The 14396-nt window shown below is 71.8% G+C and carries 14 protein-coding genes; 3 read left to right on the top strand and 11 right to left on the bottom strand.

Annotated features, from left to right (window positions below; genetic code table 11):
* Window positions 1–79: 79 nt before the first annotated feature.
* Genes ABWO84_RS14310 through ABWO84_RS14300 form a run of 3 tightly spaced genes read right to left on the bottom strand, consistent with a single transcriptional unit; the run spans window position 80 to window position 4070 of the window.
* Complete coding sequence (locus tag ABWO84_RS14310) at window positions 80–1735, bottom strand: amidohydrolase (protein WP_353115711.1); 1656 nt, start codon at window positions 1733–1735, stop codon at window positions 80–82.
* A 1-nt stretch (window position 1736) separates the two neighbouring features.
* The gene (locus ABWO84_RS14305) at window positions 1737–2573 is read right to left on the bottom strand and encodes a MoaF C-terminal domain-containing protein (protein WP_353115709.1); all 837 of its coding nucleotides are present in this window, start codon (window positions 2571–2573) and stop codon (window positions 1737–1739) included.
* A gap of 54 nt (window positions 2574–2627) precedes the next feature.
* Window positions 2628–4070, bottom strand: coding sequence for an APC family permease (locus ABWO84_RS14300; RefSeq protein ID WP_353115707.1), 1443 nt, complete (start codon window positions 4068–4070; stop codon window positions 2628–2630).
* Between the two features lie 219 nt (window positions 4071–4289).
* On the opposite strand from ABWO84_RS14300, the gene ABWO84_RS14295 reads away from it, so the two are divergent.
* Both ABWO84_RS14295 and ABWO84_RS14290 read left to right on the top strand, forming a co-directional pair.
* Window positions 4290–5033, top strand: coding sequence for an SDR family NAD(P)-dependent oxidoreductase (locus ABWO84_RS14295; protein WP_353115705.1), 744 nt, complete (start codon window positions 4290–4292; stop codon window positions 5031–5033).
* Window positions 5034–5061: 28 nt separating this feature from the next.
* Window positions 5062–5877 carry an SDR family NAD(P)-dependent oxidoreductase gene (locus ABWO84_RS14290; protein WP_353115703.1) on the top strand — a complete coding sequence of 272 codons (816 nt, stop codon included), beginning with the start codon at window positions 5062–5064 and terminating at the stop codon, window positions 5875–5877.
* 24 nt (window positions 5878–5901) lie between these two features.
* Here the strand turns inward: ABWO84_RS14290 and ABWO84_RS14285 are convergent, their stop codons facing one another.
* From ABWO84_RS14285 to ABWO84_RS14250, 8 genes are all read right to left on the bottom strand, one after another.
* Complete coding sequence (locus ABWO84_RS14285; protein WP_353115702.1) at window positions 5902–6552, bottom strand: HAD-IA family hydrolase; 651 nt, start codon at window positions 6550–6552, stop codon at window positions 5902–5904.
* A 64-nt stretch (window positions 6553–6616) separates the two neighbouring features.
* Window positions 6617–7309, bottom strand: coding sequence for an ABC transporter ATP-binding protein (locus ABWO84_RS14280; protein WP_353115700.1), 693 nt, complete (start codon window positions 7307–7309; stop codon window positions 6617–6619).
* Window positions 7306–9078 (bottom strand): branched-chain amino acid ABC transporter ATP-binding protein/permease, encoded by a 1773-nt coding sequence (locus tag ABWO84_RS14275; protein WP_353115698.1) that lies wholly within the window; start codon window positions 9076–9078, stop codon window positions 7306–7308. The genes ABWO84_RS14280 and ABWO84_RS14275 overlap by 4 nt, the downstream gene beginning before the upstream one ends.
* Window positions 9065–9925, bottom strand: a complete 861-nt coding sequence (locus ABWO84_RS14270) for a branched-chain amino acid ABC transporter permease (RefSeq protein ID WP_353115696.1) — start codon at window positions 9923–9925, stop codon at window positions 9065–9067. The genes ABWO84_RS14275 and ABWO84_RS14270 overlap by 14 nt, the downstream gene beginning before the upstream one ends.
* Window positions 9926–9984: 59 nt before the next feature.
* Entirely contained in the window at window positions 9985–11148 is a 1164-nt protein-coding gene (locus ABWO84_RS14265) for an ABC transporter substrate-binding protein (RefSeq protein ID WP_353115694.1), read from the bottom strand.
* A 23-nt stretch (window positions 11149–11171) separates the two neighbouring features.
* The gene (locus tag ABWO84_RS14260) at window positions 11172–11561 is read right to left on the bottom strand and encodes a nuclear transport factor 2 family protein (RefSeq protein ID WP_353115692.1); all 390 of its coding nucleotides are present in this window, start codon (window positions 11559–11561) and stop codon (window positions 11172–11174) included.
* A gap of 13 nt (window positions 11562–11574) precedes the next feature.
* Window positions 11575–12363, bottom strand: coding sequence for a MoaF C-terminal domain-containing protein (locus ABWO84_RS14255; protein ID WP_353115690.1), 789 nt, complete (start codon window positions 12361–12363; stop codon window positions 11575–11577).
* Window positions 12364–12376: 13 nt separating this feature from the next.
* Entirely contained in the window at window positions 12377–13492 is a 1116-nt protein-coding gene (locus ABWO84_RS14250) for a zinc-dependent alcohol dehydrogenase (RefSeq protein ID WP_353115688.1), read from the bottom strand.
* 209 nt (window positions 13493–13701) lie between these two features.
* On the opposite strand from ABWO84_RS14250, the gene ABWO84_RS14245 reads away from it, so the two are divergent.
* Window positions 13702–14370, top strand: coding sequence for a class I SAM-dependent methyltransferase (locus ABWO84_RS14245; RefSeq protein ID WP_353115686.1), 669 nt, complete (start codon window positions 13702–13704; stop codon window positions 14368–14370).
* Window positions 14371–14396 lie beyond the last annotated feature (26 nt).

Below are 14396 nucleotides of genomic sequence, written 5' to 3'. Positions count from 1 at the left end.
GAGGGTGTCACGTTCCGCGGACAGACCCTCCCGTCCCGTCCGGGATTCGTGACACCATCCGGCGGGCGGGACGGCGCGGTCACCCTTCCGGCCGGGACCACACCTCCCGGCCGGCGAACCAGGTGGACAGCACCCGAGCGTCGATGATCTCCGTGGCGGGACCGCCGACGGCATCCCGGTCGAGCACGACGAAGTCGGCCGACTTGCCGACCTCCAGAGACCCGGTCTCCGCCCCCAGCCCCATCGCCTCCGCGGAGTTTCGGGTGAACACGCGCAACGCCTCCTCGGCGGTGATCGCCTGCTCGGGCCAGAGCACGCCGGGTGCGCGTCCGAGCGGATCGGCTCTCGTCACGAGGCCCTGGATCCCCTCGAGCGGGTTCGGCGACTCGCTCACGGGCCAGTCCGAGCCGCCGGCGACGAGGGCTCCCGCGTCGAGGAGGGCGCGGTTCGGCTGGGAGTGCTCCGCCCGGTCGCCGAGCACTTCAGCAAGAGCCTGCGGGATCACGCCGGGGAACCAGATGAACGGGGAGATGTCGGCCGCGACGTCGAGCGCGGCGAGCCGGGGGATGTCCGACTCGGCGAGGAACTGGCCGTGCGCGATCTGGATCGGCGTCGTGAACCCGTCGGCCCGCAGCCTCTCGGCGACGTCGAGCACGAGGCGCGCCGACCCGTCGCCGGTGCAGTGCACCTTGGCTCCGAGACCCCGCTCGGCGACGGAACGCAGCCAGCGGTGCAGCTCCGCGAACGTCATGGTCGTCTCGCCGTGGAAGTGCGCTCCGTGCGCGGCATCCTCCAGATACGGCTCGAGGAACGAGGCGGTGCGCGCCGGCGGCACCCCGTCGAGGAAGATCTTCACGAAGTCGGGGCGGTGATGCGCGGTGCGATGCTCCTCCCCGCGGGCGATGAGCGGTGCGCCGATCGGATCGAAGCCGAAGATCTCGTCGTTGATGAGCAGCGAGGACACCACCCAGGCGTCGAGCTCGCCGTCGCGGTCGAGCGCGGCGAGGGCGCCGAGGATATCGGTCGAGACCCCGGCGTCCTGGAAGGCGGTGATGCCGAAGGAGCTCGCCAGCTCGATGCCGCGTCGTGATGCCGCCCGGTGCTGGTCGGCGGTGAGCCCTCCGGACCGGTCGTAGGCCTCCTGCACCGGGATGCCGGCGGCCTCGAGCAGCACGCCGGTGGGTGCGCCGTCGGTCTCGTCGAGCAGTGTGACGCCGCCCGGGGCGGGCGAGCCCGTCGTGATCCCCGCCAGCTCGAGGGCCCGGGTGGACGCCCAGCGGTTGTGGCGGGAGTCCTCCACGATCATCACCGGCCGTCCGCCGGCCGCGTCGTCGAGCATCCTCCGCGTCGCGGTGCTCGAGAGGGAGGGCAGGAGCGTCGTGGCGACCACTCCGCCGACGATCCACGCATCCTCGGGCAGCCCGTGCGCCTTCTCCCGCACCCGGTCGAGGATCTCCGCGAGGGTGAGGGACGGCGGGAGCACGAGCTCGAAGAGCTCCGTGCGGCCGGCGAGGGCATGGTGGTTGTGCACGTCGACGAACCCGGGGTAGACCGCCGCGCCGCCGAGGTCGAGCATCCGGGTGGCGGGTCCCCGGAAGACCTCCGCCTCGGCGCGTGATCCGATGGCCGCGATCCGGCCGTCGCGCACGGCGAATGCCTCGGCGGCGGGGGCGCCGGTCGACACGGTGCGGATCGTCGCCGCGGTGACGATCAGGTCGGCGGACGCGGCGGTCATCTCAGAGCTCCCCGAACGAGGCCGGCTCCAGCTCGGGCGTGTGGTGCGTCGTGGAGAGCAGCCGCCCCCAGGCGCCGAAGGTGAAGTGCGTGGGCACCTCGCCGCTCTCATCCAGGCCGAAGAGCACGCCGTGCGAGCGGATGCGCGTGACATCGCGGTGATCGGCGATCGTCACCGAGGCGCAGGGGATGACCTTCTCACGCCAGGCGAAGACGTAGATCCCCGGACGCACCTCCCACACGCTGTTCTCATCGGTGTCGGCGAGGCCGCGCTCGGGGCCGGCCAGGCACTGCCACGAGTACCAGCGCTCCGAGAGGTAGACGTGCTCATAGGCGTGCTCGGTGCTGTAGACCCACTCGACGCGGCGGCCGATCAGGGCGGTGGTCGGGTGCGCTTCAGCGCCCGAGGTCCCGCCGCCCTCGATCTCCGCGGGCGCGAAGGCGTGCCGCACCCGAGTGCGGCCCCGCTCGGGAGGGAGGATCCGGCTGACCACCGAGAGCACGCGGCCGTGCCTCAGATCGACGACGAGCGAGACGGCCTCGGTGGGCCGGTGCTCGTGGTGGAACTGCACGAAGAACAGCTCCTCGTCGACCTCGAAGGCTTCGTAGGCGTCGTCGCCGGATGCCGCGGGGGTGTCGTCCCCGGCGCCGGGGGAGTAGTCCCACGCGACCCGGTCGGCGGTGAAGCGGTGCGTGATGCGTGTGCCGTTCGGGGCGGTGACGATCACCTCACGGCCGGCGAGGGCCGTGGAGTGCGGCGCCTTGTTGGCGTCGAACCCGGGGGCGAGGCCGTCGAGGGGCAGCCAGGTCGAGGTGTCGGCGGGGTCGAGGGCGGTCATCGTCTCTCCTTGTTTCTCTGCGGTGGGGTCGGCTCTGCGGTGCCGGGCGCGTCGTCAGCGGTTGCTGAAGCTCTCGAGGTCGGCGGACAGGCCCCGGTAGACGGCGGGCCTCGACCGCTTGAGGTAGGCGGCGTACACGATGCCGCCGATCAGGGCGAGCGCCAGCAGCAGCGGCATCAGGCGGATCGCCAGCTCCTGCGATCCGGCGACGATGTCGAAGTTCACCACTGCGAGGACCGAGATCGACGCGATGCCGAGGAACCCGATGCCCGGGGCGATGAACGTGCTCCACCACCGCGTGTCGTGCTGGCGGCGGAAGTGCACCACGATCGACAGCGCGGCGAGGCCCTGCAGGATCAGCATGCTGAGGGTGCCGAACCCCAGCATCGCCGGGACGAGGGTGACCATCGGATCGGCGCCGGCGAGGAAGAAGACCACGGCGACGATCGCCGCGAACCCCGCCTGCACGATCCCGGCGATCTGCGGGGCGCCCGAGGGGCGGGTGCGCGCGAAGGCGTGCGGCAGGATGCGCGCCCGGCCGAGCGAGTAGAGGTAGCGGCCGGCCGAGTTGTGGAACGCCAGCATCGCGGCGAACAGGCTGACCAGCAGCAGGATCTGCATGACCGTGGTGAGAGGACCGCCGAGGTACTTCTCCGCGAGCGAGAAGATGAGGTCCCCGTCGGGGAGGTGCTCGAGCGCGGTCGACTGCGCCTGCGCGACCCCGGTCGCGCTCACGACGGCCCACGCGGTGACGCCGAGGATCACGCCGATCGCGGTGATCGCGGTGTAGGTGGCGCGGGGGATCGTGCGCAGCGGTCGCTTCGCCTCCTCGCTGAACAGCGCCGTCGCCTCGAAGCCGAGGAAGCCGGTCGCGGCGAGCAGCATTCCGATCGGCAGGGAGCCGCCGAAGACGGCCTTCGGGCTGAACGCCGAGACGTCGTAGCCGGTCTGCACGAGCACGGAGACGTCGAACACCACCAGCATCAGCACCTCGAGCACCAGACACACCCCGAGGATCTTCGATGAGAAGTCGACCCCGATCCGCGCGAGCACGAAGCAGACGGCGATCGAGATCAGACCCCACACGATCCAGTGCAGGTCGAATCCGGTGAGATCGCGGATGATCGTCTGCATGAAGAACCCGCTGGTGCCGATCGTGCCGACCACGAAGAAGTTGTAGCCGAGGGTGGCGATGAGCCCGGCGACCAGGCCGCCGGTGCGTCCCAGGCCCTTCACGACGAAGGCGTAGAAGCCTCCGGCGTTGACGAGCTGCTTCGACATCTGCGCGTAGCCGACCGCGAAGAGGAGGAGGGTCGCGGCGACGAGGAAGAACGACATCGGGGTGCCGCCGCCGTTGCCCAGCGCGATCGCCAGTGAGGCGACGACGACGATTCCGGTGAGGGGTGCCACCGCGGCGAGAACCAGGAACACGATCCCGGCGACGCCGAGGGCGCCGGACCGCAGGGCGGTGCTGGGTGCGGACATCTGCTCGGTCACATCGGCTCCTTCGCTCGACGAGGGGGCGGACCCGCAGGCACGGTGACCACCCCGATGGGGGATGTCTGCGAGTCTGCCGCGTCGTCGTCGCGGCCACTTGACCGTGAGTGAAGGGCCGTGGTGCCAGCGCGCACACCCGCGCCGCCGCGGTTCGGGCCGGCTCCTGCGCCGGAGCAGGATGTTCGCAGGCGGTGCGAGCGACGCACCACGGGAGGCGATATGGACCTCGGGCTGCGCGGACGGACCGCGCTCGTCACCGGCGCGGCCGGCGGCATCGGCCGCGCGGTCGCGCGTGCGCTCGCCGCGGAGGGGATGCGCGTCGCGCTGCTCGATCGCGACCGGGAAGGGCTGCACGACACCGCGCGCGTGTGCGGAGGCGTCGTCGTGCCGGCCGACGTGACCGATGAGGAGCAGGTGTCCGCCGCGGTGCAGGAGGCGGGGCGGGTGCTCGGCGGGCTGCACGCGGTGGTGTGCTGCGCCGGGATCTCCGGGCCGGTCGGCACCGGGATCGAGCAGACCTCCCGCACGCAGTGGGACGCGGTGTTCGCGGTCAACGTCACCGGAGCCTTCCTCGTGCTGAAGCACGCGATCCCTCTGCTGCGGGCGGCTCCGGAGGCGGTCGCGGTGCTGATCGCGAGCGACTCGGCGGTGGTGGCCTCTCCGGGCATGGCGCCGTACTGCGCCTCGAAGGCGGCTCTGGTGCAGCTCGGTCGTGCTCTCTCCGTCGATCTCGCCGGCGACGGCATCCGGGTCGCTACGGTGTCCCCGTCCGTGGTGGACACGCCCATGAGCCGCGACGACCTCGGCGTCGACGGCTTCGACGGCGCCGCGTTCCCCGTGCAGACCGCCGACGAGGTCGCCTCGCACGTCGCCTATCTCGTATCGACCAGGGCCCGTGCGGTCAACGGCTCGGGCATCCTCAGCGATTTCGGATTCAGCGCGCGCTCGGGCTTCCCCGCCTGAGCGCCCTCATCGGACAACAGGAGTGGACATGGGTAACACCGTCGGTTCGTGCGTCTCCGGGCACGTCGTCGTCATCACCGGGGGCGGCACCGGCATCGGCGCCGCCGTCGCCGAGCGGTACGCGGCGGAGGGGGCGCACGTCGTGGTCGTCGGACGGCGGGAGGAGCCGCTGCGCGCCGTGGAGCGCTCGGTCGGCGCCCACCCGATCGTCGCCGACGCGGCCGACAGCGCCGACGCCGCGCGGGCGGTCGCCGAGGTGCTGTCGCACTTCGGACGCATAGACGTGCTGGTCGCGAACGCGGGCGGACACGGCTTCTCCCCTGTGGGGGAGACCGACGACGCGGGCTGGGAGCAGGCGCTGCGCGCCAATCTCACGACGGCGTTCGTGACGGCGCGCGAGGCGCTGCCGGCGCTCATCGAGGCGAAAGGGCAGATCGTGGTGATCTCGTCGCTGGCGGGGCTGTTCGCCGGGCCATCGGTGGCCGGGTACACCGTCGGCAAGCACGCTCTGATCGGGCTCACCCGGACGCTCGCCCGGGACTACGGGCGGCATGGCGTGCGGGTGAACGCCGTCTGCCCGGGCTGGGTGCAGACGCCGATGGCCGACGACGAGATGGACGAGTTCGCCGAGCACGCGCAGCTGGAGTCGCGCGAGGAGGCCTATGCGACGGTCACGGCCGACGTGCCGCTGCGGCGCCCCGCGCGTCCGGCCGAGATCGCCTCGGCCGTGCGGTTCCTCGGCTCCTCGGAGTCGTCGTACATCACCGGAGCCGTCCTGCTCGTCGACGGCGGCGCGCACATCGTGGACGTGCCCACCCTGGCGTTCGACCACGCCGGGATGTGAGCCGGCGCCGGTCCGGCGCGGTCCTCAGGCGAAGGTGAGAAGGATGCCGTCGGGGTCCGAGGCGACGGCGATCCCGGTGAGGTCGGCGACGTGCACGTCGGGGGAGAACCGCCCGGCGTGCGGGCCGACGCCGACCACGCGCATCCCGGCGCCGCGTGCGGCGGCGATCCCGGCCTCGGAGTCCTCGAAGGCCACGCAGTCGGCCGGCGCGATGCCGAGGCGCTCGGCGCCCAGGAGGAAGCCCTGCGGATCGGGCTTCGAAGCGGTCACGTCCTCGGCAGTGACGTGTTCCGCCGGCACGGCGAGCCCGGCCGCCGCCATCCGAGCGGTCATCAGCGGCACGTTCGCCGAGGTCACGATCGAGTGCGGCAGGGCGCGCAGCGCGGCGAGCAGCCGGGCGGCCCCCGGGATCTCGACGACGCCGGCGACGTCGGAGCTCTCCCGGGCGAGCAGCATCTCGTTCTCGGCGAGGTTGACCGCGTGGTCGCGCTCGGGGAGCATGATCGCCATGCTCTGGTGACCCTGCCGCCCGTGCACGACGCTCAGCACGGTCTCGCGGTCGATCCCGTGCGGCTCCGCCCACTCCAGCCACAGGCGCTCGACGACGGCGGTCGAGTCGACGAGCGTGCCGTCCATGTCGAGGAGGACGGCGCGGGCGCGGAGGGTCTGAGTCATGCCCCTCAGCGTATCCGGCGCGGCTGAGGGAGGCGCAGCGCGGTCCCCTCCCTCGGCCGCAGCGTCATCCGCCCAGGTAGGCGCGGTGCAGCAGCTCGGCGTCGGCCTGCAGCTCCTCGGCGGTGCCGTGGAAGGACACCTTTCCGCCGGCGACGACCGCGGCCTCCTTCGCGATGCCGAGGGCGAGCTGGGTGAACTGCTCGACGAGCAGCACGCCCACCCCCGACTCCGCGATCTGCTGCACGATCGGTATGAGCCGCATGAAGACCACCGGGGCCAGACCGAGCGACATCTCGTCGATCAGCAGGATCGCGGGCTTGGCGGCGAACGCCCGGGCGAGCACGACCATCTGCTGCTCGCCGCCGGACAGCAGGGCCGCCGCCGAGTCGATCCTCTTCTCCAGCTCGGGGAAGGGAGCGAGCGCGGCCTCGAGCTCGCGCGGGGTGCGGGCGGTCAGCGAGAGGTTCTCGCGCACGGTGAGAGACGGGAACACGGCGCGTCCCTGCTCGATGTGCACGATGCCGCGGCGGGCCCTGGCCACTCGCGAAAGGCGGCCGATCGACTCGCCGTCGAGCGCGATGGACCCCGCCGAGTGCGGGGTGACCCCGGAGACCGACTCGATGAGGCTGGTCTTGCCGGCGCCGTTCGGTCCGACGAGCGCCAGCACCTCTCCGCCGCGGACGGTCAGCGAGACGTCGGAGATCACGGGGCCGGCGCCCCTGCTGACCGTGACGCCGTCCAGCACCAGTTCGCTCATGACAGCAGCTCCGTCTCGCCCATGTAGGCCTTGATCACGTCGGGGTTCGCGAGCACCTCGGCCTGGGGGCCGCTGGCCAGCACCCGTCCGAAGTCGAGCACGGTGAGCATCGGGCACACGGACCGGACGAGGTCGAGGTCGTGCTCGATGATGACGACCGAGAGCCCGTAGCGCTCCGGCAGGTCCCGCAGGCGCGCGGCGAGGGCGAGGTGCTCGTCGTGGGAGAGCCCGGCGGCGGGCTCGTCGAGGATGAGCAGGCGCGGCCGGGACAGCACGGCGGCGGCGACCTCCACCAGGCGGCGGGTGCCGACGTCCACGCTCGAGAGCCGCGCCCGGGCGGGCGGGCAGCCGAAGAACTCCAGCGCCTCGTCGATGTCCGCCCGCGCCAGCCGTCGCCGGGCGACGAAGCGCACGTAGGCGCCGACGGTCAGCAGCGGCGGCACGCGGTCCTGCTGGAACGTGCGTCGCAGCCCTCGTCGCGCGCGGCGCGTGGGCGAGAGGCCCGCGAGGTCGCGGTCGCCGAGCAGCACCCGCCCGCCGTGCTGGGGGAGGAAGCCGGAGATCGCGTCGACGAAGGTCGACTTCCCGGCGCCGTTCGGCCCGATGAGCCCCATGATCGATGCCGCCGGCACTTGGAACGTCACGTCGTCCAGGGCCTTCAGCGCACCGAACTGCACGGTGAGGCCCTCCACGGTGAGCACCGGGGCGGCGTCGAGCAGCGCCTCGTCGACCGTCGCCGTGGTGCGCGTGGTGATCGGCGGGGCATCCGCGTCGGCGTCCGCGGGGAGGGCGGTGAGGCGGGACTCGGCGTTGCGGCGGTCGCGGCGCCGCCAGATGAGGTCGCGGATGCCCTGCCCGAGGTTCGAGCCGCCGGTGAGGGCCTGCACGCCCAGCACGCCGAAGATCACGAACGCCCAGTCCTGCTGGATGTTCCAGCGCTTGAGCAGCTCGGGGACGAGCACCCAGAGGATGCCGCCCAGCACGGCCATGTCGATCAGGTGCGCGCCCGACATGATGGCGAGCACGTAGAGGGCGAGCGACTGCAGCGGGGTGAAGCTCGCGGCGAAGGGCAGCTGCACCTGCCCGGCGAGCAGGCCGCCGGCCACGCCGGCGAGTGCCGCGGAGACCGCGAACGCCGTGAGCTTGGCGGTCTGCACGCTCTGTCCGGCGGCTGCGGTGCCCCGCTCGGAGAAGGCGACGGCCTTCCAACTGGCCCCCCAGCGTCCGCGCTGCAGGAAGAACACCGCGAGGCAGCAGATCACCAGCACGATCACCGAGAAGAAGAAGAACCCCTTGTCGTTCTGGAACATCGAGGGCCGGTCGACCGGGATGGCCTGGGCCGATCCCGGGAACTGGATCTGCACCAGCGTGACGTCCGCCGCCGCGGCGAAGCCGAGCGTGACCACCGCGAGGTTCACCCCGCGCAGCCGGAGCGCGGGGAGCCCGACGAGGATCCCGACGACGGCCGCCGCGGCGGCGCCGGCGATGAGCCAGAGCAGGAAGCCGCCGGGTGCCTTGACGACGTTGAGCATCGACACCACCCAGGCGCCCACGGCGGCGAAGGTGAGCTGGCAGAGGGCGATCATCCCGGCCGATCCGGTGACGATGCCGAGTCCGAGGATGGCGATCGCGGCGATGACCGCGCTGATCGCGAGGAAGACGAAGTAGCCGGAGAGCGCGTTGCTCAGCACCAGGCCGACCACCACCGCGGCGATGCCGACGACGAACGGCCAGGAGTTCCGGAACCAGGAGCGGTCAGCGAGCGGCATCCCACACCTCCTTGCGCTGCGTCCAGAGCAGCAGGACGACGATGAACAGGAACGGGAGGAAGTTGCGCACGAGCGCGACCTCGTCGATCTGGGCCACGAGCCCGCCCAGCACGCCGAGCACGAGTCCTCCGACGACCGTGAGGTCGAGGCGGCGGAAGGCGCCCAGCAGCGCGGCGGCCGCGGCGGGGATGATGAGCAGGGACAGGCTCGTCGCGTCGTTCGACTGCGAGGGAGCCACGATGATGATCGCGATCGCGCTGATCACGCCCGTGACGAACCACACGGCGATCGAGAGCGGACGCGAGCGGATGCCGAGGAGCTCGGCGGTGGTCGGACGTTCGGAGAGGGCGCGCAGCTGCGTGCCGACGCGGGTGCGGCTGAGCACGATCCGCACGCCCACCGCGGTGACCACCGCCATGAGCACGGTCGCGACCGTGACCTGGCTGACCACCACGCCGCCCAGCGAGAACGCCGGGCCGGCGATGATCGGGGCGAACGGCTGCGGTTTGTTGCCGAACAGGATGAAGGACATCGAGATGAGCAGCAGCAGCGGTCCGACGGTCATGGCGGAGCGCGTCGTGGTGGACGCCTCGGACAGCCACGTCGCGGCGATCCAGCCGATCGCGGCGGCCAGCAGCCCCGCGATGAGGACGCCGAGCAGCGAACCGAGCCAGATGGGAAGCCCCAGCTCGCGGACGAACCAGACGGCGGTGAACGCGCCGAACATGCCGGTCGCCGCCTGTGCGAAGTTCACGACGCGGACCAGCCGCGACATGAGCGTGAGGCAGACGCCGAGCACGGCGTAGAGGCCGCCGGCGGCGAGCCCGGCGATGGCGCCTTGGAGCATGGCGCGTCCTTTCTGATGGATGGTCCGGCCGCCCGAGGGCGGCCGGACCGGTCACGTGGTCAGCTCTGGAAGCGGAACCAGTCGTCCGCGACCTTCTCCCACTTGTTCGTGCCGGACTTCAGGATGATCGGCCAGCCGGCGGTGTTGTCGACGCCGAACTTGTACGGCGTCCCGCTCATCGGGTTGTCGATCGCCTTCATGTCCTTCAGCGCCTTGCTGACGGACTCGCGGGTGATGTCGCCCTTGACGCTCTTCAGCGCCTCGATGAAGTACGTCGCGGCGAGGTAGCCGCCCTGGCTGAACGCGGTGAGCGGGATCTTGTTCTTGGTCATCAGGTCGCGCCAGTCCTTGTTGATGTCGTTCTCCTCGGTGAACGGGTAGAACTCGGCGGGGACGTAGATGCCCTTCCCGGCGTTGCCGATGGCCTTGGCGAAGTTCTCGCTGTAGACGCTGGTGAGGTACAGCCAGGTCACGTCATCCCATCCCTGCGCGTTGGCGGCCTTGACCTGGCCGATGGCGTCGGGCTCGACCGGGTTGATCGCGAGCGCCTTGCAGCCGGCCTGGCGAGCCTTGACGATGTACGGCGTGTAGTCGCTGGCGCCGTAGGGCACCGTGTCGTCGACGTACTTCGGCTTCTTCCCGGTGAGCTCGGTCCACTTGTCGATCGCGGCCTGGTAGGTCGGGCGCGTGGAGCCGGCGATCTCGAGCAGCACGCAGATGTCGTCGAGCTTGAGCTGCTCGGAGCCGTAGAGGAGCGTGAGCGTCATGTCGTTGAACGGTCCGACGTTCGCGGGCGAGATGTTCTTGCTGTCGAAGCATCCCGTGTCGACGCCGATGCCGGGGACCGAGAGGATGCCCTCCTGCTCGTAGTACTTCGCGTTGATCTCGCACTCGATGAGGCTGGCGGAGCCGACCAGTGCGACGGCCTCGTCGCTGCCGACCAGCTCGCGAGCCGATGCCGTCGCCGTCGCCGGGTCGCCCTTGTCGTCGAGCATCTTGTAGTCGATCTTGCGCCCGTCGAGACCGCCGGCCTCGTTGAAGGCGTCGAACACGGCCTTCGCCGCCTGCGACGCTTCCGGGAACGTCGCCGGGCCGCTGATCGTGTTGACCGAGCCGACGACGATGGGGGCCCCGTCGCCGCCCGATCCTCCGCTCGTGCAGCCGGACAGGGCGAGCGCGCCGGCGGCGAGGAGCGCCGCTGTCGCGGTGATGCGCTTCTTCATGTGATTCCTGCCTCTCGTGGGGGTCAGTCGCGAATCGCGCGATTGACCATCTCGGTGTCGGTGATCTGCTCGAAGGCGACGACCTGTCCGCCCTCCAGCCGCCACACGTGCGCGACCCGGGCGGCGAAGAACCGGCCGGTCTGCTTGTAGGTGCCGGAGTAGGTGCCCACCCCGACGACGACGTCCCCGCCGTCGACGAGCTCGTCGATCGCGACGGTGTAGCCGTCCCACTCCTCGTGGATGCGGCCGAAGACCCCGGCGGCGACGGCGTCCGGTCCGACGTAGGTCCCGGCGTAGGGGAAGCCGGCGGCCTCGGTCCAGCGCACCTCGGGGGCGAACGGCGCGACCATCCCGTCCAGGTCCCCGCGGTCGCTCGCGTCGTAGTGCGCGCGGATGATGTCGGCGTTGCTCATGGCGGTCCTCCGTTCAGATCGGCTGGGCGTCGGGGTACGCGACGGAGCCGAGGGGGTAGATGTGACCGCCGGCGCGGGAGTGCTCGGAATCCCCGTCGCCGTTGAGCCCGAGGAAGATGCCGGTGGTCATGAGCTGGTATCCGAGGTCGTGCAGCCAGACGCTCGCGACGGCGATGCGGAACTCGCGGAAGCAGAACAGGTACAGGCCGTCGGCGAACTTCCACACCGTGGAGAGGTCCATGTCGCCGTGACCGCGCTGCACGCCCTCCAGGCACTGCCACGCATAGCGCTGGCTCGACACGTAGACGTGCTCGTAGAGGTGGTGCGGGCTGTACCGGTAGACGTTGCGCTTGCCGATGAGGTCGCGGCTGGGCGCGGGGACCTCTCCGGTCGGCACGCCGCCGTCGGTGGTCGCGGCCCAGAAGTCCTGGCTCACCTGCGGGGTGCCGGGGACCGCCTCCGCGGCGATGGTCGAGCGGACGACCGTGGCGCGGTGGGTCGCAGTGGAGTAGACGATCGTGAGGGCTTCGCGCTCGCGGCTGACGAGGGGGAGGTTGACGAACACGACGTCCTCGCGCACCGCGACCGCATCGTAGGGGTCCGTCCCCGCTCCGCCGAGGCCCTCCCAGCCGACCTCTTCGGCGTCGAAGCGCAGCGAGAGCGTCCCCCCATCGTCGAGGGCGAGCACCAGGGATGTGCCCGAGAGGTCGGCGGAGGGCAGCCGGTACGTGTCGATGCCGGCGGCGAACTCGTCGTAGGTGCGCCACTCGTCGAGGGCGGGATCCGTCGTGTCGTCGGTCATGATGTCCTTTCGGTCAGGGGCGGAGGTCGGGGTCGAGGGCGATCTTGATCACGGCGTCGTCGCGGGACGCGATGAGTGCGAAGGCCTTCTCGACCTGGTCGAGCGGCAGCACATGGGTGACGAGCTCCTCGAAGGGGAACTCGGCGCGGGCGAGCTGCGCGATCGCCGGCTCGAAGCCTCCCGCGGACAGGAAGCTGGGGAGCACGTCGATCTCACGCGTGAGCAGGTCCTCGTCGGCGAGCAGCGTGAGCTCTGCGCCCGCGCCGCAGGCTCCCGCGAGGACGACCCGTCCGCCGCGGCGGACCAGCCGCACCGCGTCGCGCTGCGCCGCCGTGGCTCCGGCGATCTCGATCACGACGTCGGCGAGGCGCCCGTCGAGCTCGGCGCGGACGGCGGCCGCGAGATCGTCCGTCTCCCGGGTGTTGATCACCGCGTCGGCGCCGAACCGCAGCGCGGGCTGCAGGCGCGACGGACGCGTGCCGACCACGATCACCCGTGCGGCGCCGGCGGCTCGGGCGGCGGCCGCGGCGAGCAGCCCGACCGGTCCCGGACCGATGACCACCACGACGTCGCCGGAGCCGACCCGGCCGCGGGCGATCGCCCGGTGCGCAACCGCGAGCGGTTCGGTGAGCACGGCGCGGTCCCAGGGCATCCCGGCCGGGAGGCGGTGGATCACGGCCTCGGCGGGAGCGATGAGGAGGTCGGCGTAGCCGCCCCACAGTCCGTGTCCGACGTCGCGCGGGATGTTCACCCCGAGCTGCCGTCCGGGGCGGGCGCCCGGCTCGTCGTGCTCACAGAGGTTGTAGCGTCCTTCGCGGCAGCGTGCGCATCCGCGGCAGGGGAGCAGCATCTCGACGGCGATCGGATCGCCGGGACGCAGCCCGCGCGCACGGGCCGCCTCATCGCCGAGAGCGGCGACCTCTCCCACGAACTCGTGCCCGGGGACGAGGGGGAACGGGTCGCCGATGTGCCCGTCGAGCAGGTGCAGGTCGGTGGCGCAGATGCCCACCCGCCGCACGCGGACCAGCACCTCGTCCACGGCGGGCTCCGGCACGGGGATCTCGTCCACGACCACCGTGCCGACGGCGGGGAAGACCACCTGGCGACTGACGTGCGCTGCTGCGGGCACTGCGGGACTCCTTCGACCCGGCCGCGCGGTGTTGCGCGGCCCGTGCCTCATGGTCGAACGTCCTCTCCCGCCCCCTCAAGGCATCGCGGACGATCGCGCGCCGAGAGTCAATCGGCGTGCCCGGACGGGCAAGGGGGCAGCGCTCTCGGCAGTGTGCTCGGGGTGCTTCTCCGGGGTGCTTCTCCGGGGAGCGCGGGTAGGGTGCGTGCATGAACGCGTTGACCGCTCGGGTGCTCGGATGGCTCGGCAGGGTCAACGATGCCCATCCCTGGTCGCACAACGACCGCCACATCCCGTGGATCCTGCGGGAGGCCCACGCGATCGGTCGCCGCGGCGGCACCCGTGCGCTGGATGTGGGCTGCGGCACCGGCAACCTCGTGGCCCGCCTCGCCGTCGAGCTGCCGGACGTCGTGGGCCTCGAGCCCGACGCGGAGACCGCTGCCCTGGCACGGAGCCGACTCGCCGCGACGGGGAACGCCCAGGTGGTGGAGGGCTCCTTCGCGGATCGCCCCGACGGCACGTGGGACCTGGTGACCTTCGTCGCCGTCCTGCATCACCTGCCTCTCGCGGAGACCCTGGCGACGGCACGGAGCCTCCTCCGCCCCGGCGGTCGGCTCGTGGTCGTCGGCGTGAGCCGGGAGGCCCCGGGCGACGCCCTCCTCTCCGTGGTGTCGATGGCCCTCAATCCGGTGGTCGGACTCGTCCGGCATCCGCGCCGTGCGCAGGGGAGGCCGGCGAGCATGACGGCGCCGACTGCGGACGCCGCCGAGACCTTCGACGAGATCGCGGACGTGATGCGTCGCGAGCTCCCCGGGGTGCGCATCCGCCGCGGCCTGTTCTGGAGGTACCGTGCCCGGTGGGTCGCCCCTGCGGGGTAGCCTGCGTCCGTGCCCGGTGGGTCGCC

Source organism: Microbacterium sp. (genome assembly GCF_040394595.1).
Classification (GTDB): domain Bacteria; phylum Actinomycetota; class Actinomycetes; order Actinomycetales; family Microbacteriaceae; genus Microbacterium.
Note: the sequence above shows the minus strand (reverse complement) of the source record. Positions and strands in the feature narration are given on the sequence as shown.

Bases quoted from the DNA above. Each gene is read 5' to 3' on its own strand.
- ABWO84_RS14270 (WP_353115696.1), bottom strand. From the start codon at position 9,925: ATGCTCCAAGGCGCCATCGCCGGGCTCGCCGCCGGCGGCCTCTACGCC.
- ABWO84_RS14280 (WP_353115700.1), bottom strand. From the start codon at position 7,309: ATGAGCGAACTGGTGCTGGACGGCGTCACGGTCAGCAGGGGCGCCGGC.
- ABWO84_RS14295 (WP_353115705.1), top strand. From the start codon at position 4,290: ATGGACCTCGGGCTGCGCGGACGGACCGCGCTCGTCACCGGCGCGGCC.
- ABWO84_RS14255 (WP_353115690.1), bottom strand. From the start codon at position 12,363: ATGACCGACGACACGACGGATCCCGCCCTCGACGAGTGGCGCACCTAC.
- ABWO84_RS14275 (WP_353115698.1), bottom strand. From the start codon at position 9,078: ATGCCGCTCGCTGACCGCTCCTGGTTCCGGAACTCCTGGCCGTTCGTC.
- ABWO84_RS14290 (WP_353115703.1), top strand. From the start codon at position 5,062: ATGGGTAACACCGTCGGTTCGTGCGTCTCCGGGCACGTCGTCGTCATC.
- ABWO84_RS14265 (WP_353115694.1), bottom strand. From the start codon at position 11,148: ATGAAGAAGCGCATCACCGCGACAGCGGCGCTCCTCGCCGCCGGCGCG.
- ABWO84_RS14310 (WP_353115711.1), bottom strand. From the start codon at position 1,735: ATGACCGCCGCGTCCGCCGACCTGATCGTCACCGCGGCGACGATCCGC.
- ABWO84_RS14245 (WP_353115686.1), top strand. From the start codon at position 13,702: ATGAACGCGTTGACCGCTCGGGTGCTCGGATGGCTCGGCAGGGTCAAC.
- ABWO84_RS14285 (WP_353115702.1), bottom strand. From the start codon at position 6,552: ATGACTCAGACCCTCCGCGCCCGCGCCGTCCTCCTCGACATGGACGGC.
- ABWO84_RS14260 (WP_353115692.1), bottom strand. From the start codon at position 11,561: ATGAGCAACGCCGACATCATCCGCGCGCACTACGACGCGAGCGACCGC.
- ABWO84_RS14305 (WP_353115709.1), bottom strand. From the start codon at position 2,573: ATGACCGCCCTCGACCCCGCCGACACCTCGACCTGGCTGCCCCTCGAC.